29 protein-coding genes are annotated in these 26472 nt (G+C 36.1%); 5 read left to right on the top strand and 24 right to left on the bottom strand.

Annotation, left to right across the window (positions count from 1 at the left end; translation table 11 throughout):
• The 4 genes from ACQKN4_RS05500 to yneA form a co-directional block, all read right to left on the bottom strand.
• The coding region (locus ACQKN4_RS05500; protein WP_427482707.1) for a hypothetical protein at positions 1 to 182 on the bottom strand (182 nt) is incomplete at its 3' end.
• On the bottom strand, positions 182 to 373 hold the full coding sequence (locus ACQKN4_RS05495; RefSeq protein WP_427482705.1) for a hypothetical protein: 192 nt from the start codon (positions 371 to 373) through the stop codon (positions 182 to 184). The genes ACQKN4_RS05495 and ACQKN4_RS05500, both read right to left, overlap by 1 nt.
• Positions 374 to 427: 54 nt before the next feature.
• On the bottom strand, positions 428 to 1093 hold the full coding sequence (locus tag ACQKN4_RS05490; RefSeq protein WP_079560646.1) for a YneB family resolvase-like protein: 666 nt from the start codon (positions 1091 to 1093) through the stop codon (positions 428 to 430).
• Complete coding sequence (yneA, locus tag ACQKN4_RS05485; protein ID WP_079560644.1) at positions 1090 to 1407, bottom strand: cell division suppressor protein YneA; 318 nt, start codon at positions 1405 to 1407, stop codon at positions 1090 to 1092. The genes ACQKN4_RS05490 and yneA overlap by 4 nt, the downstream gene beginning before the upstream one ends.
• Before the next feature lie 163 nt (positions 1408 to 1570).
• Between yneA and lexA the strand changes: the two genes are divergently transcribed.
• Complete coding sequence (gene lexA / locus ACQKN4_RS05480; protein WP_079560642.1) at positions 1571 to 2188, top strand: transcriptional repressor LexA; 618 nt, start codon at positions 1571 to 1573, stop codon at positions 2186 to 2188.
• A 182-nt stretch (positions 2189 to 2370) separates the two neighbouring features.
• On the opposite strand, the gene ACQKN4_RS05475 is transcribed toward lexA, so the two are convergent.
• From ACQKN4_RS05475 to queF, 17 genes are all read right to left on the bottom strand, one after another.
• The gene (locus ACQKN4_RS05475) at positions 2371 to 3093 is read right to left on the bottom strand and encodes a gamma-glutamyl-gamma-aminobutyrate hydrolase family protein (RefSeq protein WP_427482703.1); all 723 of its coding nucleotides are present in this window, start codon (positions 3091 to 3093) and stop codon (positions 2371 to 2373) included.
• A gap of 88 nt (positions 3094 to 3181) precedes the next feature.
• Positions 3182 to 3934 (bottom strand): prepilin peptidase, encoded by a 753-nt coding sequence (locus tag ACQKN4_RS05470; RefSeq protein ID WP_427482701.1) that lies wholly within the window; start codon positions 3932 to 3934, stop codon positions 3182 to 3184.
• Positions 3935 to 3994: 60 nt separating this feature from the next.
• A complete protein-coding gene (locus ACQKN4_RS05465) occupies positions 3995 to 4720 on the bottom strand; it encodes a potassium transporter (RefSeq protein ID WP_427482700.1) in 726 nt (241 codons plus the stop codon).
• On the bottom strand, positions 4717 to 5310 hold the full coding sequence (locus ACQKN4_RS05460; RefSeq protein WP_427482699.1) for a PilN domain-containing protein: 594 nt from the start codon (positions 5308 to 5310) through the stop codon (positions 4717 to 4719). The genes ACQKN4_RS05465 and ACQKN4_RS05460 overlap by 4 nt, the downstream gene beginning before the upstream one ends.
• Entirely contained in the window at positions 5310 to 6281 is a 972-nt protein-coding gene (pilM, locus tag ACQKN4_RS05455; RefSeq protein ID WP_427482697.1) for a type IV pilus biogenesis protein PilM, read from the bottom strand. Before pilM ends, ACQKN4_RS05460 begins: the two co-directional genes overlap by 1 nt.
• Before the next feature lie 79 nt (positions 6282 to 6360).
• Positions 6361 to 6807 (bottom strand): prepilin-type N-terminal cleavage/methylation domain-containing protein, encoded by a 447-nt coding sequence (locus ACQKN4_RS05450; RefSeq protein ID WP_427482694.1) that lies wholly within the window; start codon positions 6805 to 6807, stop codon positions 6361 to 6363.
• Between the two features lie 105 nt (positions 6808 to 6912).
• Entirely contained in the window at positions 6913 to 8118 is a 1206-nt protein-coding gene (locus ACQKN4_RS05445) for a type II secretion system F family protein (RefSeq protein ID WP_427482692.1), read from the bottom strand.
• Positions 8115 to 9164, bottom strand: a complete 1050-nt coding sequence (locus ACQKN4_RS05440) for a type IV pilus twitching motility protein PilT (RefSeq protein WP_427482690.1) — start codon at positions 9162 to 9164, stop codon at positions 8115 to 8117. Before ACQKN4_RS05440 ends, ACQKN4_RS05445 begins: the two co-directional genes overlap by 4 nt.
• A 14-nt stretch (positions 9165 to 9178) precedes the next feature.
• Positions 9179 to 10849 (bottom strand): GspE/PulE family protein, encoded by a 1671-nt coding sequence (locus tag ACQKN4_RS05435; RefSeq protein ID WP_427482688.1) that lies wholly within the window; start codon positions 10847 to 10849, stop codon positions 9179 to 9181.
• Between the two features lie 18 nt (positions 10850 to 10867).
• Positions 10868 to 12238 (bottom strand): G5 domain-containing protein, encoded by a 1371-nt coding sequence (locus tag ACQKN4_RS05430; RefSeq protein WP_427482686.1) that lies wholly within the window; start codon positions 12236 to 12238, stop codon positions 10868 to 10870.
• Positions 12239 to 12842: 604 nt separating this feature from the next.
• Positions 12843 to 14375 (bottom strand): pilus assembly PilX N-terminal domain-containing protein, encoded by a 1533-nt coding sequence (locus tag ACQKN4_RS05425; protein WP_427482684.1) that lies wholly within the window; start codon positions 14373 to 14375, stop codon positions 12843 to 12845.
• Entirely contained in the window at positions 14376 to 14822 is a 447-nt protein-coding gene (locus tag ACQKN4_RS05420; RefSeq protein WP_079560612.1) for a type II secretion system protein, read from the bottom strand.
• A gap of 17 nt (positions 14823 to 14839) precedes the next feature.
• Positions 14840 to 15289, bottom strand: a complete 450-nt coding sequence (locus ACQKN4_RS05415) for a type IV pilus modification PilV family protein (RefSeq protein WP_079560610.1) — start codon at positions 15287 to 15289, stop codon at positions 14840 to 14842.
• A gap of 500 nt (positions 15290 to 15789) precedes the next feature.
• Positions 15790 to 17892 (bottom strand): DUF2339 domain-containing protein, encoded by a 2103-nt coding sequence (locus ACQKN4_RS05410; protein WP_427482682.1) that lies wholly within the window; start codon positions 17890 to 17892, stop codon positions 15790 to 15792.
• Positions 17893 to 17990: 98 nt separating this feature from the next.
• Positions 17991 to 18242, bottom strand: a complete 252-nt coding sequence (locus ACQKN4_RS05405; protein ID WP_427482680.1) for a phage holin — start codon at positions 18240 to 18242, stop codon at positions 17991 to 17993.
• Between the two features lie 201 nt (positions 18243 to 18443).
• Complete coding sequence (locus ACQKN4_RS05400; RefSeq protein ID WP_079560603.1) at positions 18444 to 19079, bottom strand: queuosine precursor transporter; 636 nt, start codon at positions 19077 to 19079, stop codon at positions 18444 to 18446.
• Entirely contained in the window at positions 19079 to 19579 is a 501-nt protein-coding gene (gene queF, locus ACQKN4_RS05395; protein WP_427482678.1) for a preQ(1) synthase, read from the bottom strand. Before queF ends, ACQKN4_RS05400 begins: the two co-directional genes overlap by 1 nt.
• Positions 19580 to 19855: 276 nt before the next feature.
• Between queF and ACQKN4_RS05390 the strand changes: the two genes are divergently transcribed.
• Genes ACQKN4_RS05390 through ACQKN4_RS05380 form a run of 3 tightly spaced genes read left to right on the top strand, consistent with a single transcriptional unit; the run spans position 19856 to position 21762 of the window.
• A complete protein-coding gene (locus ACQKN4_RS05390; protein ID WP_079560601.1) occupies positions 19856 to 20215 on the top strand; it encodes a GntR family transcriptional regulator in 360 nt (119 codons plus the stop codon).
• Positions 20216 to 20218: 3 nt separating this feature from the next.
• Positions 20219 to 21085 carry an ABC transporter ATP-binding protein gene (locus ACQKN4_RS05385; protein WP_079560599.1) on the top strand — a complete coding sequence of 289 codons (867 nt, stop codon included), beginning with the start codon at positions 20219 to 20221 and terminating at the stop codon, positions 21083 to 21085.
• Positions 21082 to 21762, top strand: coding sequence for a hypothetical protein (locus tag ACQKN4_RS05380; protein ID WP_079560596.1), 681 nt, complete (start codon positions 21082 to 21084; stop codon positions 21760 to 21762). Before ACQKN4_RS05385 ends, ACQKN4_RS05380 begins: the two co-directional genes overlap by 4 nt.
• An 81-nt stretch (positions 21763 to 21843) precedes the next feature.
• Here ACQKN4_RS05380 and ACQKN4_RS05375 read toward each other — a convergent pair whose 3' ends face one another.
• Together ACQKN4_RS05375 and ACQKN4_RS05370 are read right to left on the bottom strand one after the other, a co-directional pair.
• The gene (locus ACQKN4_RS05375; RefSeq protein WP_079560594.1) at positions 21844 to 22401 is read right to left on the bottom strand and encodes a hypothetical protein; all 558 of its coding nucleotides are present in this window, start codon (positions 22399 to 22401) and stop codon (positions 21844 to 21846) included.
• Positions 22402 to 22580: 179 nt separating this feature from the next.
• Complete coding sequence (locus ACQKN4_RS05370; protein WP_427482767.1) at positions 22581 to 23936, bottom strand: YjiH family protein; 1356 nt, start codon at positions 23934 to 23936, stop codon at positions 22581 to 22583.
• A gap of 560 nt (positions 23937 to 24496) precedes the next feature.
• On the opposite strand from ACQKN4_RS05370, the gene ACQKN4_RS05365 reads away from it, so the two are divergent.
• Positions 24497 to 24925, top strand: a complete 429-nt coding sequence (locus tag ACQKN4_RS05365; RefSeq protein WP_427482675.1) for a CotD family spore coat protein — start codon at positions 24497 to 24499, stop codon at positions 24923 to 24925.
• Between the two features lie 394 nt (positions 24926 to 25319).
• Here the strand turns inward: ACQKN4_RS05365 and ACQKN4_RS05360 are convergent, their stop codons facing one another.
• Positions 25320 to 26447 carry an S-layer homology domain-containing protein gene (locus ACQKN4_RS05360; RefSeq protein ID WP_427482673.1) on the bottom strand — a complete coding sequence of 376 codons (1128 nt, stop codon included), beginning with the start codon at positions 26445 to 26447 and terminating at the stop codon, positions 25320 to 25322.
• Positions 26448 to 26472 lie beyond the last annotated feature (25 nt).

Raw genomic sequence — 26472 nt, 5'->3', positions numbered from 1 at the left:
GCTGTTCTATCCGTCACTTTGGCGTTTCTATCCACGTTTTTCGCTGTTCTATCCGTCACTTTGGCGTTTCTATCCACGTTTTTCGCTGTTCTATCCGTCACTTTGCCGATTCTATCCACGTTTTTCACTGTTCTATCCGTCACTTTGCCGTTTCTATCCACGTTTTTCACTGTTCTATCCATCACTTTGGCATTCTATCCACGTTTTTCGCTGTTCTATCCGTCACTTTGGCGTTTCTATCCACGTTTTTCGCTGTTCTATCCGTCACTTTGGCGTTTCTATCCACGTTTTTCGCTGTTCTATCCATCACTTTGCCGATTCTATCCACGTTTTTCACTGTTCTATCCGTCACTACTGGTTCCTTCACCTTCATCTAGAGCCTTTAAAAAGAAAAAAATCAGTAGGAAAACTCCCACTGATTAAAACGTTACTTTATTTCGTTTCTCTCTAAATGTTCCCGATATCTCCTATGGACAGTGGCTTTGCTTACGTCAAAGCTTAGCCCCCTAAGAGTCATAGCTATCTCCTCAAATGTGAAGCCTCGATTGCGGAGTTTGACGATTTCTTCTATAGGGACATCTTTACGTTCCTGACCGTTTGGGTTTCCTCGGTTAGATAAATTATTTTCAGGGCGGTAGCCATTTTCAACTGCACGACGCATACCACGACGTATTTTAGCATTGTGGATTCTACGCTGGTACTCCTCTACAATTGCTAAAATTTCTAGGAGCATCGTATCCATTTCATTTAATTGTACAGGTCCCGCGTCTCGCATAGAGAAAACATTAGTTTCAGTTTTCTGCAATAAATGCAAAACGGCCATTCGAGCATTTCCACGTCCTAAACGTGTTTCATCCTGCACAAATAATGCTGTTACTTCTTTTTCTTTTATGAAATCGAGCATTTCTAGTAAACCCTCTCGTTCCACATCATAGCCGCTATGCTTATCCTTAAAAACAAGTTTCACTTCGTAGCCCTGTTCCTTAGCATAGCGTACTAACTCCTCCTCCTGTCGCTCTAATGAGGAGCTTTGTGTCTCTTTTTCTGTACTCACACGGCAATAGACAACAGCCGATTGTTGTTTTGTTATCATTTTACATTTCTCGCAATTTCAATTGAATTTATAGGATTGGATTGGTCGTCACCCACTACTGGAATCACTAGAGAATTACCTGCAATAATTCGTACGTTCGATAATTCATTTTCTGCCTTAACAAGCTTAATCCATTCATCCGATTTCATTTTACCACGGTACTGTTCGGCTAACGACCATAAACTATCACCATGTTCGACTTCAATTTCTGCGTATGTAACATCTCCTGGATCTGTTATAAAAAGATATGCTGTAAATAGAAGACAAGCTCCTAATAAAGTTGTAATATGTGGATTTTTTTTAAACCAGTTCATGTGTATAACCCCTTTTCAAGAATGTCTGTTCGGAATATATGTTCTTATAATAATGCGAACAAATGTTTTTGTCAAACACTTTTCGAACCTATGTTTGCTTAAGTGTTCGCATTCTGCTATACTACTAATAAGTAGAATGACTAGAAAAAAGAGGTGAGCAATCATGAAAAAAGTTTCGAAAAGACAAGAGGCCATATTAGATTTCATTAAAGAAGAGGTACGCGCAAAGGGTTATCCACCATCTGTACGTGAAATTGGTGAAGCAGTTGGACTTGCTTCAAGCTCTACAGTTCATGGACATTTAGCTCGTTTGGAGCAAAAAGGCTTAATTCGACGCGATCCAACTAAACCACGTGCCATTGAAATTCTAGAGCCAGAGGACTCTATTCAAAAGCAACAAGTTATTCATGTACCACTTGTTGGGAAGGTTACTGCAGGTTCTCCGATAACTGCTGTTGAAAATATCGATGAATATTTCCCGCTACCGGATATTTATGGTACAAGTGAAGATCAGTTATTTATGCTAGAAATTATGGGTGAATCAATGATTGAAGCTGGCATTTTAGACGGAGATTTAGTTATTGTTAAACAAAAATCAACAGCTGATAATGGTGATATTGTCGTAGCAATGACTGAAGAGAATGAAGCAACTGTAAAGCGTTTCTTTAAGGAAAAAAGTCATTTCCGTTTACAGCCTGAAAACGCAACAATGGAGCCAATTATCGTAGACCAAGTTTCTATTTTGGGTCATGTTGTAGGTCTTTATCGTCGTGTTCATTAAAAGTATCTCAATAGCAACGTACAAAAAGAGGATTCTATGTTCACAAATGGGCATATACCTCTTTTTCTTATTTTTCGAGTGCCATTTTATACACTAAAAAAGAACCCACCTTATATGGATTCTTCCCTCTAGCAATGTCTTTAGTTAATTTCCATCCTAAGCCATGTAATGCTTATCAAGTTTTATGCCTCTACCTTGAATTTCAAACTCGCCTCTACAAATGCAGTGAATAATTTTTTTGATGCTTCATCTCCTACAATGGCTAGCTCTTCAGGATGCCATTGTACTGCTAGACAAAATGGTAAATCTTCGTGTACTACGGCTTCAACGATACCATCACTTGATTTGGCTGCCACTTTCAATTTTTCTGCTGCTACGTTTATTGCCTGATGATGAAATGAATTCACCGGAATTTTTTCTTCCTCAATAATTGTTGTTAATAATGTATCCGGTGTTAGATCAACATGATGTGTAGCAACGCCCCGTGCCGCTTGTTGCGTATGCTTTATTAATTTTTTACTATGATATTCACTATCAATATCCTGATAGAGAGTGCCTCCAAACGCAACATTTAGCATTTGAATCCCTCGACAAATGCCGAAAATCGGCATTTTCCGAATAGAGGCCGCTTCAATCAAGGAAAGTTCTACTGAATCCCTTTCCGGATGAATCTTCCCTAACTTTGGTGTAGGTTCTGCACCAAAAAGAAATGGATGTACATCATGTCCACCCGATAGTAATAATCCGTCCGTCAACGATAAAATTTGTGCTACATCCTCTTCAACTCCAATCGGAATTATAAGAGGTACACCCCCAGCTTCAATTATACTTTTGCTATAAGCAGCATTTAATCTTGAGGACAAATCATCCTCCGCAAAGGCTGTTATTCCGATAATTGGTTTCATGTTATCCCCTCCATGATCTTTATCTAGCATTAACTACCTATAAAAGCTCGAAGACTATTAATCATCGAAGGAATCCCCCACTGATTAATTACCAAAATCCAAGATACCAGTTCATCAACGCATCCCCATAGAAATAGATAATAATAGCAGCTAAAGCAATAGAAGGTCCGAATGGTATAGGCGTTTTTCTTCCCTGTCCGCGTACTTTTAATACTACTATTCCAACAATCATGCCAATTACAGCAGCTAAAAATAGCGTCAGAAGTGCATGTATTGTCCCGAGTACAAGACCAAGTAAAAAGAATAATTTAATATCACCCCCACCCATTCCACCTCTTGATAGGACAGCTATACAATATAAAATGCCAAAACCTACCAAGGCTCCAACTATACTGTCCCACCACGGAGACAAAGGAGATATGACGCGTCCAAAAACTAGCAATGGTAAAAAGAATAATAGCACTTTATTGGGGATAAGCATATAAGCAAAATCCGACACGATAATAATGACTAATAATGAAATTAATAATAGTGCTACAAAAAATTCTGCACTAAAGCCCAATTTCCAATAAGCAAAGGCAAACAACATGCCTGTTATAAGCTCCATCAGTGGATAAATCCAAGAAATTTTTTGCCCACAGCTACGGCATTTCCCAGCTAATAATACATAGGAAAAAACAGGAACCAAATCAAACGCCGTCAACCATCTCTTACAAGAGGTACAATGCGAGGGCGGACGCACAATGGACTCCTTCAAAGGCACACGTAAACCAACTACATTAAAAAATGAGCCTAAAACGAGCCCAAATATGAATACTGTAATTGTATAAGCAATCTCCATTTTTATATCCTCCTATACTAATAGACGCCCATACATTGGAAGTATGCGCGCCAATCTAGATTATTGTTGTCCTTCATAATAGAACGTCGTTACTTGTATGGTAGATTTTAAGGTTGTATCGGCGTCCTCCTGGAATTTCTCTTCTTCACCAGTTGATGTGAAATCGATTGCATCAATTTTCATCACACGATCAATTTTTTCAATCTCTTTTATAAACTCAACCATCGCTTTATTGTCTAATGCGTCAACATCAACATTAAATGTCACTAATTTTAATTCTTTTGGTAAGGAGTCTTTAGTGAAAGTAGCAGTTGGTATTTTATCTTTCGCTTCAGGTGTTTCATCATTTTTAGCAACAGCTTGTTCCTCAGCTTCATTTGCAGGTTGCTTTGGTTTAGCCTGTTCCTCAGAATTTATCGAGTTTGGATCTGTCATAGTAGAATCCATTACGAGCGAATCATAATTATTAAAGTCCATAGCTTCTAACCGTGTTCCCGTCACCGCTTCAATCTCTTCAATATTTCGAATTACCTCTTCAATAGCTCGTGTTTGAGGTACTTTTTTACGCAATGATAAATTACTTGCACTAGTTGATTTACCTTTCTCTTCAATTAAAGCAATCTGCTTCTGAATTGTTGATATTTCTTGTTGAAGGGAGTTAATTGAACTTTCCTTCGCATCTACTTCTTCTAATTTAGGTGTTACTATATAGTAATATAGCGCAAATAAAATGGCTGCAATGAAAGCTGTTAAGATAATAATCGTTGAATTTTTACTACTAGTCATGATTCTTTACCTCCAGCGAGAAATTTAAAATCAATTCCTAATATAATCGTTGCCGAATAACGAGGCACTTCCTTAAACTTGTTCTTCGCACTTTCTTCCTCTTGATTCCCTATAGATACATCAAAATTAGAAATAGTATCAACCTGAATATCATTGAAATAGCGGCTTGCTGTTAGCTTTTCTAAATAAGATGATATTGCTGACATTGTTTCAAAATCAGCCGTAACCTCAACATTTTTTTCACCAAATACATAATCCCTTAAATACGTTTGCTCTGGTAACAATACTTGGGTTTCATCCATTAAGGGGGTCACTGGATACGAGACCTTTTCCACAAATTGTACAGATTGCTCCAATGAGCCTTCGTTCACATTTTGCTTTATATCTAACTCAGTTTGAAGTTGTTCGTGTTGGGATGAAAGCTCCACTTCCTGCGCACTTAATTTTGTAAGATCACTTTTTGCTTGGAAAAACAAAAAAACCATATATCCTACTATCATACCAATAAGAATAATAAATACTATATATATTGAAGTAGGGGTTGAATGCTTCTTTTCCAAATTCGGCAAGAGGTTAATTTCTGGTACCATTAGTTAACCTCCTTTAATGCAAGTCCAATTAAGCTTGCAAATTCCTCTGAAAATTGAGGGAATGATTTTTGAATGACTGAATCATTTAACATAATAATCGGTGTCGGAAAATTATTTTCTAACAAATCTTTAATCGTAGGAAGTAGTGGATTATCTCCTAGAATGATAATCTCATCGACACTTTTCTCACCTTTATGTAAGGAAAACTTAAAAAAATTCATGATACGATCGATTTCAAGCATTTGATCGGTAAGAATGATACGATAATTGTCATCAGCATCTAAACGATAAGAAAAACTAAACTCCTCAATCTCTTCAAACTTCCATTCCGATAAATCTGTATCAAACGATTGATACCGTAAAAACTCCAGTTGGCCATATGAAAAAATACTAATCGACAATTCATTGATGGACCAATCCGCTATTAAATAAGATCGATTATCTTTTATTAACTGCAAATGCTCTAACAGACGAATATTACACAATGTACGAATATCTGCTACTTGAGGTTCTAATGTAGCATCGAGTAATAGTCCAATCATTTTCGTCACTTCTTCTGAAGGTGCTGCAAATAGCATCGCCTGTCCATCACTAGGTTTTGGATCATACACATCAATAAGAGGATCTTGAAATGGAAGATGAATGGACTGACCAAGCTCCATTTCCACATACCCTTTTAATTCATTCCACTCTATATCATCAGGATGCTCAAAGCTCTTTAACAAAACGGAAGTATCCGGAACAAAAATACGTGCATTTTGCTTTTTGCCTGCCCATTTTGCCACATCATTTTTCATGACATCAAACAATTCCATTTCATCATGAATAACAGAACCTTCAACAACTCCCTGTGCTAACGGCATTTCATAGCCCTTCCATTGCGACGGATCAGGACCTTTTGCCACAATCGCACGTAATATGTAATCCTTTATTTCAATCGACACATGCGATTTTTTCTTTTTTGTAAACATGTGAAAAGATGCCTCCTCTGAACTATTTTATATAGTCATTTATTTCCCAGTCCAAATGAATTGGACTGAGTTTAAATGTCTATTTTTTTAAATTCTTGTTTAAGCTAGTTTCTGAAATACTATTATCTGCAGAAATACCTTCTTTGTATTTATCTTGTTTAACATCTTTTAGTCCTAAATATGTTATAGTCCATTCTTTTGAGCTAGTGTTAACAGTTAATACAGCTTTATCTCCAGTATCAAGTGCAACCCCTTCTACAAATTCTTGTAATTGGGCTTTATCACAAGTGATTGTAGTTCCGCTAACAGTACATTTCTGATCAACGTTAGCAATTTTTGCACCTGCCAAAATGTTAGAAGCTTCTGATAAAATAGCCTTATCACGTGAATTATTGATAATATTCCCGATCGCAGGAATAGCAATTGCCGCAACAATCGCTAGAATAACGATTACTGCCAATAGCTCAATTAGCGTTAAACCTTTTTGATTTTTTAGTAGTTTTTTGTTCATGATTTTTTTAAACATCAATGTTCCTCCTTATAAATTGTTATGATTAGTCCAAAAATATGTACCCCTACAACAACTACTACTACAGCCTTTTCTATACCACCCCCTTTATAGTTAGTACGCTTACATATTTTCGTATAATGCGAACATTGGTAGGAAAATTGCCGCGACAATTACACCGACAACCGCTGCTAAAACGAGTATCATCAATGGTTCAATGAGCGATTTTAGTGTATCAACGGAGCGATCCACCTCTTCCTCGTAAAAATCCGCTATCTTTTCGAGCATATAATCCAGCGAACCTGTTTTTTCCCCGATAGAAGTCATTTGGGTTACTAAAGGAGGGAATAGCCAACTTTTTTCTAGTGGCTCAGATAATGTACCGCCTTTTTCTAGGTTATCTCTCGCCTCCAGTACAACCTTCCCTACAACTGGATTCCCTACAACTTTCTCAACAATTGTCAGTGCATGTAGAATGGGTACTGAACTACTAAACAGAGATGATAAAGTTCTAGTCATGCGAGAGATTACATTTTTTTGCATCAAAATGCCAAATACAGGTAATTGCAATAATGCATAGTTCACATTGTAATGAAATTGCTTATTATTTTTATAGAAAAATCGAAATAGAAGAATCGATAATATGAGAATCCCAATTGCAATATACCAGTATGCTATTAACCAATCTGAAATACTGACAACAACAACCGTTAATATTGGCATTTCCATGTCCATTTCTTCAAAAGTAGCCATAAATGTCGGAACGATAAATATCATTAGAAACATACCTACAGCGATTGTAAGCACAGATAAAATAGCCGGATATGTCAATGCCGATTGTACTTTCTTCTTAATTTTGAATTGCTTTTCAAGTGTCCCTGCTAAGCGCTCTAGCGTCTCATCGATATTCCCTGTTGCCTCACCTGAGCGCATCATATTAATAAACATGACTGGAAAAGCCTTTGGATGCTTGGCTGCTGCATCTGAAAACGCTGTACCCCCACGTATATCTTCTTCCACTTGTTGTAAAGCTTTTTTTAATGCTTTACTTTTCGTTTGCGTACTTAAAATATGTGTTGCCTCTACAATTGAAACGCCAGCACGGATTAGTGTTGCATATTGACGACAATAAATAACGAAATCCTGGTGTTTTACTTTTCCGCCAATGTTTAAGTCTTTGTGTAAAATGCTTTTAGACTCTTCCAGCTCACGGGCATTAATGCCTTGTGTTCGTAATTTTTCAAGTGCTACCTTTTTGTTAGTCGCGTCAATAATTCCTTTTTTGTGTGCACCAGTTTTTGTGCGTCCACTATATCGAAAAACGGTCAATTATAATCCCCCGCATTCATATATGGCCTTGCGTCTTCCAATGAAATTCTCCCCATAGCGATTAGCTGCTGCATAGACGATTCCAAAGTATGCATACCTAACGCTTTACTCGTCTGCATAACAGTAGGAATTTGGTGAACTTTCTCATTTCGAATTAAATTTGAAATAGATGGTGCTTGTACTAATATTTCAGTAGCAGCAATTCGCCCCTTGGCATCCTTACGTACGAATAAACGCTGTGAAATAATGCCTACTAAAACATTGGCTAGTTGCACACGAATTTGTCCCTGCTGATGTGGTGGGAAAACATCTATAATACGATCAATCGTAGTCGGAGCACTACTTGTATGTAATGTCGCCATCACTAAATGGCCCGTTTCTGCCGCTGTGATAGCTGTTGAAATCGTTTCGTAGTCACGCATCTCACCTACTAAAATAAGGTCAGGGTCTTGACGAAGAGCAGCACGCAAACCATTGGCAAAGCTCTGAGTATCAACCCCTACTTCACGTTGATTGATAATGGATTTTTTATGTGTATGTAAATATTCAATTGGGTCCTCAAGCGTGATAATATGCTTTGATTTTGTTTCATTAATATGATCAATCATTGCAGCAAGCGTTGTAGATTTACCAGAACCTGTTGGACCTGTTACTAAAATTAGACCCTGTGGTTTCTCTGCTAATTGATACAGTATCTGTGGCATATTTAACGATTCAATGGAAGGAATTTTCGCTTCAATCAAACGGGCAGCTATCGTCACTTCATTGCGTTGATGATAGGCATTTACGCGAAAACGACATTTCCCTTGCAATGAATAGTTAAAATCGGTTTCCCCTTTATCATGAAACTCTTGTAATTTATGCTCAGGTAAAATAGTTTTCACCATTGTCTGTAATTCTTCAGAAGTTAGTAGTTCACTCCCATATTGTTCTAGTTGCCCATGGATACGATAAACTGGCGGGATTCCCTTTGTTAAATGAAGGTCAGACGCTTTTTCTTCAAATGCGCGTGTTAATAGCTCATCAATATTTCTACATGTTGTCATGAACGATTCACATCCTAATCTGCATTTGCTACACGCAATACTTCTGAAGTGGTTGTTTGTCCTTCTACTACTTTTAACAGCCCATCTACCAGTAATGTGTAATAGCCTTCTTGTTTCATATAATCACGCATCGCACTATCGCTACTTCGACTTAATATCATTTCTTTAATATTGCGATCGATTGGTAAAATTTCATGAATAGCCATCCGTCCACGATAACCTGTTTGATTACACGAAGGACAGCCTCTTCCGCGTCTACCATGTGTAACTCCTTCAATGCCGTTCTTATGCATGATTTCTAATTCATGCTTCGTAAAAGCATAGTCTTCTCCGCAATCTCGACAAATACGTCGTACTAAGCGCTGTGCCATAATCCCTACTAGTGAAGAGGATAATAAAAACGGTTCTATCCCCATATCCTGTAGTCGAGAAATTGACTCAACTGCACTATTTGTATGTAAAGTACTTAAAACTAAATGCCCTGTTAACGAGGCACGTACTGCTATTTGTGCTGTTTCAAAATCCCTTATTTCACCTATCATTACGATATCTGGGTCCTGACGCAAAATTGAACGCAATCCAGCTGCAAATGTTAAACCTACTTCTTCTTTCACTTGAATTTGGTTTATACCATCGAGCTGATATTCCACTGGATCTTCTACTGTAATGATGTTTACATCTTCTTCATTCAAGTTGCTTAAGGCTGCATATAATGTAGATGATTTCCCTGATCCAGTAGGACCCGTTATTAGCAAAATACCATTAGGATTGTCAATCATGTTTCGGAAAAGGACTTCGTTTTGCTCTGTAAAGCCAAGCTTGTCAATAGAATTGGCTACACTGCTTAAGTCCAAAATACGCATCACGACTTTTTCTCCATAAACAGTTGGAAGAGTCGAAAGTCGAATATCTACTGGCTTGAAATTAACATTCGTTTTAATACGTCCATCTTGAGGAATTCGATTTTCTGTGATATTCAAATTCCCCATAATTTTGATACGTGCTAATATTATATTTTGCATATGTTTCGGTAACGAGCGCTCGGTTCTCAATACCCCATCTACTCGATAGCGAACCCTTAAATCCGTCTCCTGTGGGTCAAAGTGGATATCGCTTGCTCGTTGGGCAACTCCATTAGCAATTATTTGATTAACTAGTCGGACAATCGGAGAATCCTCTCGTTCAATTTCCTCCTGTGTTTCAGCAACTGTAGCACCAATGTCGAGCAATGCAGCCTCCATAGACTCTTGCAAATCATAATATTTCGTTAGGGTACGATATAAGTCATCCTTAGCTGCAATACTTGTTTCGATTTGGCAACCTGTCGCCATACGTACTTCTTCAATTGCAAAATAATCCATCGGGTCAGCCATCGCGATAAACAGTTTATTTTTTTCGCGACGGATTGGAATAATATTTGTTCGTTTAGCGAGTTCAGCCGGAACAAGTTGAAGTAAGTCTGGGCTTATTGAATATTGATTCAAATGAATGTGTGGGATTCCTAGCTGAAACTCTAGTACTTCGATTAACTGTTGCTCAGTTAAAATATTTTCTTTTATGAGAAAATCGCCTAATTTCTCATCTTTTGTTTTGTTTGTAAGCGCAAATTCCAATTGCACATTTGTTATAACTCCAGATTCAACAAGTAAATCACCTAATCGCTTTCGCCCAGTTTTTACGATCATTCACATATACTCCTCTCTTTATGGGCTTGTTTGTACAAAATTCCCACCTTTATCATAGTAGCCATATACAATCTCAGGATCATTCGGATCTTTTGAAGTATTTGCAGATGTATCTTTATTGTTATTTACAGCATTATTGACGGATTTTTCATTTTCAGATTGTCTATCTGGTAATCCATCTCCATCTAAATCCATGTTTAGATCAGGATCACTCGAATCGGAAGTTCCTACTTTTTCATTACTATTTTCTGGAACAACAGGCTGTCTTGAAGATTTCAAAATGATTTTATTAACAGGTGGATAGTAGTCACGGCTGACTAGTTCCTCCGTAGTGTTACCATTTTCTAAAACAGAGCGATAAACTTCGACCCGGACGCCTACTTGACCTTTTTGGATAACCTCTTCGCTGCCTACTGGTAAGTCTTTAGAATAGCGAATAATGACTCGTGGTTGTATGATCTTATCTTTACTAACTCGAACAGTGATTTCTTTTTCTTTCTTTTGAGCTAATAATTCCACTTTTAAAGAATCACCTTCTACTGTGAGTTTTAACTTATTCGATTGATCAGAACGGTTTACAAATTGCAAATCTTTATCTAACGCACGATTTACCCTTGCATCCAGTCCTTGCTGTAAATAATTCGGCCTCTTTTCTTGAGAATGTCTCTCTGAAATCTCATAATCAGTTTGAAGAGCAGCATGATAAAGCATAGAGGCTACGAAATTAATTGCTTCACTATTTGCTTCGTCATATTTTTCTTCTATCGTTGTTAAGTAAGAAAATGGCACTTCAGGTAAAATAATAGAATCGTTTAGCATATTCGTTAGTTTATCAACACCCATTGCATTTGCAGGTATTTTCTCAATCGATAGAGCCAAACGCTCCGCTTCTATTAACTGAGTATCTGCAACTGTTGCATTAATTTTATGACTTTTTAAATAGGAAATTTGAGTGATAATTGCATTTAAGGTCGCATCAACCTCCCATACACTAGTAGCCTCAAGCTGCTTCTTCACTTGATCATCTACTTCCACATGTAAGGGTATATGTACCGCTTGCTCTTGCTTCCAAAAAGCAAACCAAGACTTGTCTGTTAAACTATGATATTCAGCTATAGAACTCTCTACATCAAATACAAATAATTTTGGATCCAGTGAAATCGTAATATTGGCCCCTTCTACGCTAACAGGAGCGTCTCGCCAAATATTAATAGCCTCTTGTAAAGCATTTTCAATATCACCACCCTCTAAATCCTTAACCGATATTCCTCCGATTGTAGATTCAACACCTTTAGCCAGTGCACTATCTACGATCATATTAGGTACCCAGACTGTTAATAAGATGATTAGAACAGCTACCATTGCGCCTAACTTCAAATATAATTTCATAGCCTCATCACCTTTACAAATATAGTCAAAAAAAGAATGTCTATTTACTCATATAAAACAATTACTTTTTATTCATATTTTTACAATACAACACAAACTATATTTAAAAATGAGCCTTTCATCCTAAAAATAGTTAAATTTCAGTGAACTTATCTTTTTTAAACATGAAATTGTAATTACTATTGAAATGTTGTTAATGTGTTTTATGGACTATAAAACACATTCATATATCTCCACACAACTTTCGATGTATACATATCGAATCAACTACCCTAGGCAAAAAAGACTATTAATTTCAGGTTCAATTGAAAGGTTGCACTTTAAATTCAAATAGCGCCCTCTTTCTATTCTCACCAAGAGTTTAACCAATATTAAAATAAGGGTTATTTAGAAAATCTGAATTCATTCCAGACATTCTAAATAACCCTTTTCTATTACTTTCTCACATCAATTGGAACCCCTCGTCATAGACAGCATTAAGCTTCTCTAAAACTAACTATATAATTGTAAAAATAATGTCATTACTAAGACGACAAGCTTAGTATTCTATTGTATCAAAATCAGAATATCGCATTCTAAACAACCTCTTCATGCTCCGTGATATTTATTCTACTTCAAGCATACTATTAGAAATTGTTAAATTATTATTTTCTTCAAATACTAAACCACCATTTGATATTGTATCTTCAATCGTTTTTGGTTTGTAAGTAACAGTTGAACCTCCACTCGTATTTACTGTATAAGCCATTATTCCTCCTACAACTTCTCCTGATCCTCTCATTGTGATTTTTGCGTCGGGGGCATAAATATATAAGTCGTGATTATAAGACCCTCCTTCAACATTGATATTTGATCCACCTGCATATAGATTTCCTTGTACGCTACCAGAACCATTTATTTTTATATCAGCTGATTTAGCATATATAGAGGCTTTTGTTTTTGTATCACCAGTAAAATCCATTAACGAAGTGCCTGTATAATATACACTTAATTGCCCTATGTCTCCTGTATTATTCATACTCGAACTTCCCTTTAAATTAAAAGCATCCTTAATATACAAAGTTAATCTACCGCTCCCCGTAATATTTAAGTGCCCTTCCGTGAAGTTAAAGTTATCTATATATAAATTTTTGTCTGAATTACCTACATCAATAGATAACGTTCTGCCCGAAGAAACTATAAGCGTTTTCAAGTACATATTTTGAGTAAGCGGGAGAGTACCACTAAAGTTTTGATACCCATTTATGTGTCCGTTTCCTCCACCGTCAATCTTAATTGAATGATTTTCCAACGAGAGTTGCGTTTGATTTCCATCGATGGAAACTTGAATTGAATTTGTATATGGTCTTGTGCTTAAACTAGTAAATTCATTATCCGGGAAAGGTGGTAATACATCCTTAGGAAATGCAACATTCCCTATAATCTCATTCGTAACATTCATCCAGCTCGGCTTTGAAAACTTATCTGGAGTTGTTCCAATCTTACCAGTAATTTTAGCACTCTCTTGTGTAATACTAATTTTTCCACTGTCAGAAACAACATCCCCATTAAGTTTACCTCCTCCAAGTTCGATGTTTTTTATAGCGTGGATAGCAGCGGAATTTGAAAAACCAGAACCCGTTCCGCTTCCTAAATCGATTGTAATTGTCTGTGCTACTGTTCTCGTTTTCTTGCCAACATTACCAACGGACGTTATTTTATATTGTAATTGTTCAGTACTTTCTTGAATAACTGTTACATTTGCAAAAGTTTTTTCATTAAATTGTTCATCAAAAGTCACTGTATCAGCATATGTTGATTGATTCTTTTCAAAGATTTTTTCTAAGCTACTTTCAAATGCATCTATAAAATCTGACTTAAATTTTTCCGGCTTTCTTTTATCAGGAGGTAGCTTATTGAATTTTTTTCTATTTTCATCGTATGTAATTTTAACTAATTGTTCTACTTTGCTTTTTGTACTGTTTAAGCCACCTTCTGCAATGTAAAAAACAGATTGGTCATCTCGCTCATTAGCAGACATCTTTAATGAATTAGCAGTAAGTGTTAAAAGCGTAATTCCAAGAACTGAGATAAAAGCAATTGTAAAAATTACTAAAAGTAACGAATAACCATTTTCTTGTTTTAGATTCTTAAACATTTAGCTGCCTCCCCTAAAATATATAGTTGATGAAAAAGGCTTACTATTTGGCGTTGTAATATCAATAATTACATGACTCCGTTTATCTTCAATGTTAAAATCAAGCACATTCGCTGCAATCATTTCATCATTTCTCGTAATCGTCTGATCCTTTTGGTAATATACATAAGTATATTTTTTATTATTTTGATTATTTATTAGTGTATATTCTGTATACTCATCTAAAGCCTTTTTATGAATTTCAGTAGATTTACGCGTATCTTTAGTAACAACTTTCAAAATATAAGTTGTGTCAGATAATTGAATAGTCGATTTCATTTGTTTATCGCTTGTAGTCTTACTGTTCATTAAGATAGACATAAGAACAATAGATACAATCGTAGCTATTACAGTAACAGCCAAAACTTCTAGTAAGGTCACGCCTCTCTCATTTTTGAATTTAGACATATGAACCACCTCTTTTCTTACAAGCTAAAGATATTTTGCATTTTCGCTTTTAATATCGCCCCTCTTGAATCATAAACTTCGATAGTAACCCTAACGGTATTATCATGCGAGATATCTTCAGCATTCACTATTATGATTTCCTTGTTTTTAGCATTAGAGGGTGTCACTTTATACCGAGTGATATTACCTGTTGAATTCACTTCATCCTTTTCAGCTAGATACGGAAAATTAGATTCCCACGTTTCGATCGTGGTAGATTTAAAGTAGTTATACATTTTCTCCATTTCCTTTTGCGCTAAATAGGTGGCATCAATAATTTGTTCAGAGCTTTTTCCGGTTTTATTCGATTGAATGAGTAAGCCGAAAAAGGATAATAAGATGATAGTTATTATAACTAAGGAAGCAACAACCTCAATTAAAGAGAATCCCCCTTGACTCTTAAATAATTTTCTATTTTGACGCTTCATTTTCTCCCTCCTTATGCTGATCAAACTTTTTAGTAATGTAAGTTAATCAATTATGCCTCGGCATAATCACGTCTGGAATCGGCTTTGCGCTTAGACATGCGCGAGGGCCGACACGATGTCGGTCATTTCGGTAATGCCACAGGACTTGGCGTTCCTAGACTAAGTTCCTCTGTTTAGCAGGCGTTTGGACACCCGCCGAAAGAAGTTAAAAGTACATTAGACTTTAACACTAAAACAATAGTACTTACAGTAAATAAACTTTCCTATTAATTGAATATTCCTTATGCTAATTATACTATTTCATATATAAACAGCATTTACAACACCACTTTTTCGTATGAATTTGTATTTATTTTTAAATTTTTCAATTGCTAAAATATGTAGATCAAGCTAAGTTTAAAAAGCGATTAGATATAAAAAAACCGTTTACCATAAAATAAAGGTAAACGGTTTTAATGTTGTTTTATTGCAACTCCATGCTTTAGATCAATATTATTCATTTATTTCTTCAACAACCTACCCGACAACAACAACCCAATCCCACCTATCAAAATAAACAGGACAGCTCGTATTAATAAGTCTAAAGCGGATAAATCAAAGAATATAAGCTTAATAAACGCAATCACTAAAATAACAAACCCTGTTAGGCGTAATGTTTGTAAGTTACGCACAGTGCTAAGCCATAGTGAGATACTGGCTGTCAGGAATAATGTGATCGTTGAAAAGGCAATGCTTAGTTTCCAATCTAGCAAACTATTATAGGAAAGTTGATGGATAAGACCCCAAACCGATATCATCGTAAGCACAACGCCTGCACTTACAACTTGGTCTAGAAGTTTCTCTGCTTGCTCTTGATAGATTTGGTAAATGCGGCCCTTCATCAGTACATCAATCATTATTGCTATGATCACAGCAATATACACGATTCTTGTTACTATATTTAGCCACTCGATACCTTGCATATTGTATGGAATAATTTCAAGCATTACGGTGAAGAGAACGAAAAACCCACCAAGGACTGGCGTTAATGCACGCCCCTTGTATTTTATTGGTACTAAAAGTGATCCCGCGAAAAGTAAAGCTAGGATTAAACACGTTAAATGCGGGATATTACCAACACTTGCAAAGTACAATTCATCCAGCTTTCCGATATAGGCTAAGAAATAACCAGCCGTAATAACTGCTAAAATATCAATCACATATATTTCCTTCATAAACTTTTCGAAGGATGTCAGTGTCTCTTTTGGACGTCTCGCATATACATAAATAATTAGGAGATATATTCCCGGCATTATTAAGCTAATATGATCTATGCTGAAGAACGGTGTCGGCTCATGAATAATAAAGTTTAAAGCGACTGTAATTGTAAATGAAAATGAGCCGACAACCTTCATCATACTTGCTCGTAATCGTAAACTCATCATAACACCTGCAAAGGTGATGAACGGGATGAGCAATTGATCTACTTCCCCTGGTAAATTCATAACTAGCAGCGTATTACATAGTGTAATAAATGCGAGTGTTACGGCACTATCAAATGCCTCCTGCCATTTTTGCTTATAGCCATAACCCGCTACAGCTGCAAACAAGCTGATTACTATGAGTAATAGTGCTTCGCTATATTCAATTGGTCTAATAATAAAGTTCAGGAGTAATAAACTAAAAGTTCCTAGACTGAATTGGAGTCCGACATGAATATTTTTCAGTTTAGACTCTGCATTATATAATCGGCACCAACTAGTGTAAAAAATAGTTAGAACAACAAGGAAACCTATTGCAAAAACAACTCGGTTGTCATGGTTCATAAACGCTATAATGCTGACAGCTAGCAAAGAGAAAAAGGTTGCTAGATAGAATGCCAACTTCTGCTTGTGTTGAAGAATGACAAATTGCAGCATCATAAATAGCACAACCACATAGATTAAGATGATAACAGGACTAAAATCATATTCTAGTAAATATGGTAGTAATAATGATGTAAAGGCTACAAATATTGTGAGTACTTCGTTTTTCTTCAAGTAGCTAATAACAATACCGTAGCCGATATAAACAACGGCAATAACAAGTGCCATCGTTAAACCTATGATTTCATACAATATCGCACTTGCGGCAGTTGTTAATATCCCAACAATAAATGCACCACCGTATAAAGAAATTGTTATAGCCGATGATCCTGTTTTTTTACGCTCTAACACATAAGCTATTACTGCTAAGGCAAGAGATAATACGTAGGCAAGGATAATTTTAACTTCGTTCGCTAAATAGCCATAATCACTAACAAGCTTAAGTCCCCAAAGTACCCCCATCACTAAAATGACCATAAATAATTTTGGAAGTGCCCACATAATACGCTCTTCCAATGTTCGCTGTGGTTGCACCTTTTCTTCTGGATTTGTCATTATTTTCGGCTTTGGTTCCAAGCTTGAATTTGGCTTTAGGATTTGCGCTGGTTTTGGTTCAAATTGATCAGCCATGGATTGCCTAGCACTCAAGGCGCTTGATTTTTCAACAGGTTGTTGACGTTTTAAGCCTTCTAATTCCTGCCGCAAATCCATCATTTCCTGCTCGAGCTTGGCAACCCTCTGCTCCATTTCAAGCGACATTCAATCGTCCTCCCTACTTTATCTTTATCAATTTTTTATCATTATAACACATTTATCCAAAATGTAAAATTACACTTTTAATTTATTTCCACCCTTTTTTATCTAGGTCTTCTATACATCAAAGCACGTTGACTATCACTGGTTCCCCGTGTTGTAGGATCTACGACAACTCCTAATAAAGCGAAGATGGATAATACGGTATTTAAGATGGTCATTCCCTGCTCACTCATTGCACTCGTTAAATCATAGCCAAAAATAGCTGCTACTTGCTGCGCGAGTAATACAATCAACGAAAATAGTGCAAGTAAAAATGGTTTATGCTGAAAACGGATCTTCCAGTTAATTCTCATAATTGCTCACCTCCCTTTCTTATCCACAGTATATGCTCGGCCGTAACGTTACACATATGCAAAAATGGAGCTATAAACTTGGATAAAAGAGGTGCTATTAAATAATATTCGATTACGAGAGCACTATTAACTTTCGACAGAAGAATTATGTCCCTCTCTTCCATCGGGTTATTTAAAGAACGGAATGTTAAAAAAGCCATCTCAGTAATGAGATGGCTCGATGCTTTTAAGTTTATCAAATTTCCGTGCAACGTAAACTAACCCATAAACAAGTGGTGTTGCAACAATGGACGCCAAAAATTTAAATATATACTGTGTGATAAATAATGTCAGTAACACCTTAAATGGCATTATTCCAAAAAAGGCTATCGTAATAAATAATGCCGTATCGATGAGTTGGCTTAGCATCGTAGAAGCATTGTTTCGAAGCCAAAGCTTTCCGTCTCCATGCTTTTCTTTAAATTTACTAAATATCACTACATCCAAGTTAACACTGACCGAATAGGCTACAAGACTTGCAATAATGACACGCATACTACCGCCGAGAATTGTCTCAAACTCCTGCTGATGGACAAAGGCTTGTGCAGGTGGTAGTTCAATGGCTATAGCGATAAAGAATACCGCAAACACTTGAGCAATAAGCCCTGTTCTAACCGTGCGACCACCCGCTTCCTTACCATATACCTCGCAAATTACATCAATAAGCGGATACGTAAAAATAATTAAAATCGCAGCGGCTGGAAGCACCATCCATTCACCTATACTAAACACTTTAACAGCTAAAACATTAGCTAAAATTAAAAAGCCAACAAACAATCCATTTAAATAGTAAAGCATCAGCGGTTATCCACCTTTTCCGGATACACATCGTGGTTCATCAAACGATGCTCCGCCATTTTTTCATATTTTGTGCCTGGTCGGCCATAGTTACACCAAGGATCAATGGACAAGCCACCACGCGGCGTAAACTTACCCCATACTTCAATATAGCGCGGTTCAATCAGCTTAATTAAATCATTCATGATGATGTTGACACAATCCTCATGGAAGTCCCCGTGATTACGGAAACTAAATAAATATAGCTTTAATGATTTACTCTCGACTAGTTTTTTATCTGGAATAAAAGAAATATACATTGTCGCAAAGTCAGGCTGCCCTGTCATTGGACATAGACTTGTGAATTCCGGGCAATTAAACTTTACAAAAAAATCGTTTTTCGTATGCAAATTGTCGACTGCTTCAAGTATTTCCGGTGAGTATTCAAATAAATACTTTGTATTTTGGTTCCCAAGGAGTGTTAAATCCTGTAAACCTTGCTCTTCATTTCTTCCTGCCATAAAAAATGCCTCCTCAAATTGTGAGAAGTCCATTGCGTGAAACCAAATAAAAAAAAATCGCCATATCCGCATTTTGGGATATGGCGTAGATGACGTCATCCATAGTTTTTTATAGAGGGTATGCGCTATGAACCTCTTTCTTATTCGCTAGTTATAATAACTTAATGAACGCATTCAGTCAACTAAATTTTTCACAATATGGAATTGACAAAATTACCCTTGCGTTATATAGTTAGTTACACAAGTAATTAACCAATCAACAAAAGGAGGGGAATTGTGATTCACTCTTTAAACAATGAAAAGCCCATTTTCCAACAAATTCGCGAACGAATAGAGGATGGAATTTTAGATGGACACCTACAACCCGAAGATCGCATTCCATCCACAAATGAATTTGCAAAGGAATATCAAATTAATCCTGCAACAGCTGGAAAGGGCGTGAACGAATTAGTGGACAAAGGCGTAATTTATAAAAAACGTGGCGTCGGCATGTTTGTGAGTACTGATGCTCGTGAATTATTAATTGCGGAGCGTAAGGAAAATTTTTTTCAGCAACATATAGAGCCGTTAAAGAAAGAAGCAATAAGATTAGGTATCTCAGATAAAGAATTACAAAATATGTTACAGAGGGGTTAACCTATGAAAATCGAAGTGAAAAATGTTAGTAAATCATATAGACATAAGGAAGCTTTAAAAAATATCTCTTTTACAATTGAAGGACCAAAAATCATTGGATTTTTGGGTCATAATGGCGCTGGTAAAACAACATTCTTAAATTTATTATCAGGACTTATTTCTACAACTAAGGGAAACATATCTGTCAATGGAGAAAATGTTTTCAATGTACCTTTAACTTTACGTGATATTTGTTTTGTTGCAGAGAATGGAAACTTTCAAGAGGAAATGACAATTGCACAAACGTTAAAGGCGAATAGCTTCTTTTATCCAAACTGGGATGGAGAGCTCGCAATGGAGCTACTAGAAGTTTTTGCTCTAAATCCAAAAGATAAGGTTCGCAGTTTATCAAAAGGAATGGTGTCTGCGTTAGGCATTATTACAGGCTTTGCGAGTAACGCAGGGATTACAATCTTTGATGAACCTTATATCGGACTTGATGTAGCTGCCCGAAATACTTTTTATGATTTATTGATTGAACAACAAACCGACAATCCAAGACTCTTTATATTGTCTACACATTTAATTGATGAAGCAAGTAAGCTATTTGAGGAAATACTTATTTTACACGAAGGACAATTACTGCTTCAGAAAACCGTGGAGGAATGGCATGAGCATATTGTAGCAGTAAAAGGTAATCCTTCTGATGTTGAGCAGGCAATTAATGGACTAAAGAGTATTTATAAGCATACATTTATGCAGGAGCTAACTGCAATTGTCTTCACTGATGGTCAATCCATTGAAGGACAGAATATTATGCTTGAACCTGTTTCATTACAGGATATGTTAGTGTATTTAAGTAAACAGCAGAAAGCGAGGACTATTAAATGAATACAGTAAAGGGAAGCTTGTATGTATTATTTCAAAGCTATAAAAAGCAAATTTTAATTTTTTGGAGCATTTTATTTTCAATCGTCCTATTGTCGTTATTCTTAGAAGCTTTTTTTAACCTGTATATTTATAATTTTTACATCATGATTTCTATACCTGTTTATATCTTCTCCAGTATCATGGCTGCAAAGTTACTAAATAAAACGTTATCCTATTTTTTAAGGCTTGGTTTATGTCGCTTGCAATTTATGTTCAATGTGGGGCTCTTTTTTATCTGTTGGAGCCTAGTAAGTGCCTTCATAATTGGTTGTACACAAAAAATACTTACTAACGTCTCTAACATATTCATTATCCATCCTATTTTACTTTTTAATAATTCCCCATCATTTTTACAAATGATGGCATTGGATACCGTTTTACTGCTCTTGTTCCTAACAGCAGGACTTTTATTGAATGTTGTCTTTTATCGCTTGGGAACTCTGGGCGGTTACAGTTTTATAGGGTTACTCGTCTTAATTCCGATTGTTACAATCATATTCAAATGGTATTCTCCTTTGTTTGACCTACTATCAAATATATCTAGCTTCGCTCTATTAAGTGGTTTATTAGTTTTTAGTGTCTTACTCTACTCTATCATAACAATGGCGATCCGAAATGCTTCTGTCAATCCAGCATAATTATTGAGGCTATTCGGCATACTTTCAAAAAAAATGATGCCAAGACCAAAAAACTATAGGTCTTGGCATTTTCTAGCTGAATTAACCCCGTTCATCCTCTAACGTTGTATAGTCAATGGAATTAGCAATGTCAACTAACACTTCAGGTGTCACCTTATTTGAAACTCTTTTATCAATCCACAGCATATATTGCCAATCTTCTCTTTCGAAAGCAAGTACATGAAAACCCGAGACTTCCATATAGATTGAAGTCGTTCCCTTTTTCAATACGAAAGTCTTTACTACACTTTCCTTTTTAACTGGAAACTTATACTGAATAGGTCGAACCGTTATTTTATAATGATGTTCAGGAAGTTGATTATTAACAAATGTAACTTCAAAAAAATCGTTCATGTCACCATCTAGATCATTAAACCGACCAAAATGATGTGTAAAACTAATAGGAGGTACTCGAAGTGGTAGCTTTAGTCCTTGATGAAAGTGCCGTTCGAAATCGTAGGCAGCTCCTTCAACCGTTTTATAGCCTATTTCAGGATAGACCTCTTCATACGAACTAGGTGAGTCTTTTATATAGGCATCACTAGGTTGAGAAAATAACAAATAACAAGAACTTAAGCAGAGAGAAAAAATTCTGTCCATTTTATCACCTCAGTATCATCACTTTAAACGTAGTTTTTCCCAATTCAATGAATTTATGTGCAAGTTATATTATGTTCACTGAATTCCTTTTTATAGATATTCTCCTTTTTCGCGCGTACTTTAATAAAGAAAAAAGCAATTGTTCGCATTAGTGAAATTCGAACAATTGCCTTTTTAATCTAAAAGAGTATATGTGCAACTAATGCTGCGATTGGTAGTGAAATAATCGTACGAATTAAGAAAATAATTACTAGATCTAAAAATTTCAGTGGAATTTTTGTACCTAAAATAAGGCCACCGACTTCAGACATATAAATAAGCTGTGTAACAGAAACAACAGCAATCACAAATCGTGTCGTTTCAGCTTCAATTCCTGCTCCTAAAATTGAAGGTAAAAACATGTCAGCAAAGCCAACAACCATCGTTTGCGCTGCCTCAGCTGCCTCTGGTAAACCAAGTACTGTTAAAATAGGTTCAAACGGTTTTCCTAAAAATGCAAAAATATTAGTGAATTCAGCAAGCATTAAAGCAACCGTACCAAATGCCATAACGATCGGTGCTACACCAATCCATAAATCCAAGACATTTCTAGTCCCATCTTTCAAAAATTGACGTGGGTCACGATTTGCATGCGCAACGGCTAAAGCATTTTCTAAGCCGTGAGACACAGAATTATAGCCTTCAGGTAATTCCTCACGTGATAAATCTACTGGTGTACCGTCGATATAAGTGTCTTCTTTGTTAGCAAGTGGAAAAATTCGCGGCATAACAATCGCTAACACAAGACCGCAAAGTACAACCGTTAAGTAATATGGAATAAAATAGCGTGATAAATGCACTGTATCTAGTACTACGATACAGAATGTGATGGATACTACAGAAAAGCTCGTTGCAATAATGGCTGACTCTTTTTTCGTATAGTTCCCCATTTCATATTGCTTACTCGTCATAAGAACACCAATTGTTCCATCACCAACCCACGATGTAAGTGCATCAACTGATGAACGCCCAGGGCTTTTAAAGAGCGGACGCATGATTTTTACCATCATCGTTCCGAAAAATTCAAGCAATCCGAAGTTTGTTAAAAACGGTAATAGTAGGCCTGCAAATAAGAAAATCGTAAATAAAAATGTTACTAAACCACCGTCAGGATTCATTAATAATCCACCCGTATTTTCATTGTTAATCGCGGATGGTCCAAAATTAAACACGACCATTGAGGCAAATACTAAACCGATGACTCTTATAATTGTCCAAAACCAATTTACATAAAATAATGTATATAAAATACTAGATTCCTTTGCATTATTCCGAGGAACAAATTTGGCAATGAGTGAACCAATTGCCGAAATCGCAAATATAATTATAGTAAAGTAACTAATAATAGGTGCAACAAAACCTGCTAATAAATTTGCTAAAATAGCAATCGGAACTTTCCATCCATCTTCCGTTAAGACTGGTGTCATAAATAATAGAACACCAATAAGAGACGGAATTATGAAGAAAAAGTATGAAGAAGTAGGATATTTTTTCATCATTTAAAGCCTCATTTCTTTAGGTTTTTTCGAAGTTTTATACATCAAGCTTGTTAGGTACTTTAAAACCGCCAAGAAATGTATATCTGTATAAAGTTTTGCATTGAGTAGTTAATGAATGATCAAATAAAAAACATTCCTTTAAAAAGTAAGGAAGGAATGCCCAAACACTACTTTTTTATTATTAAAATCCTCAATGCATAAAGTTTTTTAGAATAATCACTATCACTCATTTTTATGAGCTAAAAAATATCGTAAACCTACGATACATCGGTTAATTCTACAACAAAATGCATTTTTATTCAATCTAAAATTTAATATTATTATTATTCTCTTCTAACATTATTTGCAATTCTTCTTTGTATCATTACTTTTCAACAAACCTCAATTTTACAGTGACTGACGACGTCTAAAATTTGGTGAACCCCTCCATTAATCATACCTATTTTGATTGCCTAAGAGATTTAACCAGCCCTTAATAGGCATACAAATAGACCATATCGTCTTTTATCTCATATGTTAATTATGAACCACAACTTATCAAAACAGGAGGTTTTACCATGGAAAGACATATGCAACATATGCAGCATATGCATCACATGCAGCATATGCATCACCATCATCATGCAAAAGGCCCGCATTGTTGTCCACCACTTACATGTCCAACTCAATATGAGCCGCCACATTGTTGTCCACCAGAGGATTATGTACGCACAAATTACATCCATACAGTTGTACCACATGTACAGCCAGCACATGTAACAACAGTTAATAAACATATAATTGATCATCAGTATCATTTCCCTTGCACTGAGTCTGTCGTGAATGAATGTTGTGAGACTCATACACTTTGCGAAATGCCACCTGAGCCTTGCCATATGCCACATCATCACCACCATCACCATCACATGGGGCATCATCATCACATGGGGCATCATCAACATCACCATCAGCAGCATATGCCGTGCCACCATCATATGGGCTATTAAAATAGATGCGATGAGGATACTCTGTAATATTAAAGACAAGTAATTGTTATATCATAACTTGTTTATATTGTTGCAATTATTATAAAAATGTACATTACTAAATTTCAATTTTAGTAGTGTACATTTTATTTTTTGCTGCTTAACATTCCTACTAGGATTTTAAGAAAGTCTCTACACCATTTTTCAATAACGGCAAACCCATTCACTTACAACCCTATCTGTCACTCCAATTCTTCCGCGATTTCAATCATAGATTCATTTCCATTTAAGTATCGCTGGACTGCTTGAATCAATTTTCGGCATTTACTTTTGCCATAAAAAAACCCCGTAAAAGTTAGATTGATGTCTAACTTTTACGGGGCGATTCAGAGAATTCCTTACGCTTTTTTTGTTCTTAGTTGATCTCAGTTTCTAATGTTTCTTTCCAATCTTGTTCATAGTCATCTTCATCAAGAACAACGTTATAAATTTTCCATTTACCATCATTACTTTTCTTAAGATGAGCAGTTCCTGATAAGTCAATTTTCATGTTAAAAGACATATCTGGCGCTGTCAAAGATATTTTATATACTAAGTTATCAATACGGACTTGAGCAAAATGATTATTTACAGAAACAGCTTTGATCGCATATTCACCAATCTGTTCCTTCTTGAATATAACATCTGATTCTTCAAACATTCCTGCCATATCCAAACTATCAAGTGAATAAGCTAATTGGTAACCAATTGTCGTTTCACGATAAAGTGCTTCTAATGCTTTTAAGTCTTGTTGTTCAATGAATTTCGTCTCATCTTTAATGTTACGATCAACTGCTTGAATGATCGCAAGTTGATCTCCATCTGTTTCGGGCTCTAGATGCAAGGCACGGTCAATCATCACGATAGCTTCAGCACGAGTTGCATCATTGTAAGGCTTGAAAACATTTCCGTACCCTTTGATAATTCCTACAGCTGCCGTTTTCACAACTGCTTCATAGGCGAAATTCCCCTTTGGTACATCTGGGAATACTTTTCCTGTTGCTGAAAAATCAAGCTTTGACTCGAATGCACGGTAAATCATGACTGCCATTTCGTTACGTGTAATCTTGTCATTCGGTCGGAAAGTACCGTCTGGCTTACCATTGATAATGCCTTGACTACTAGCAACCTTAACAAACTCGTAATACCAATTCGCCGGTTTTACATCAGGGAACGATTTAACTGTTTCACCTGCACATAAATTCATCGAATTCACTAAAATTTTAGTGAATTCAGCACGAGTAATCGGATTTTTTGGTTTTATAGAGACGGATGTATATTCATATTCCTCTCCATCTTCTTCAAACGATTCTGTTTCCACATATCCGTCTATGATATCCGAATACACAAAGCGTTCCAATTCATTGTATGCCCAATGATCGTAATCAACATCCTCCAAAAAATACATATCGATGGATTTTTCTGCTGCTGCTGCTTCTGCTGGCGAAACAGAAATAAGTCCAAACAATACAAGGGAAGATAAAAAAACATATAGTGCTTTCATTGGTTTGCTCCTACTTTCTTCTATT

Source organism: Lysinibacillus sp. NPDC093692, from assembly GCF_050280125.1.
Taxonomy (GTDB): domain Bacteria; phylum Bacillota; class Bacilli; order Bacillales_A; family Planococcaceae; genus Lysinibacillus.
This window is presented reverse-complemented; position numbering and strand designations above follow the sequence as displayed.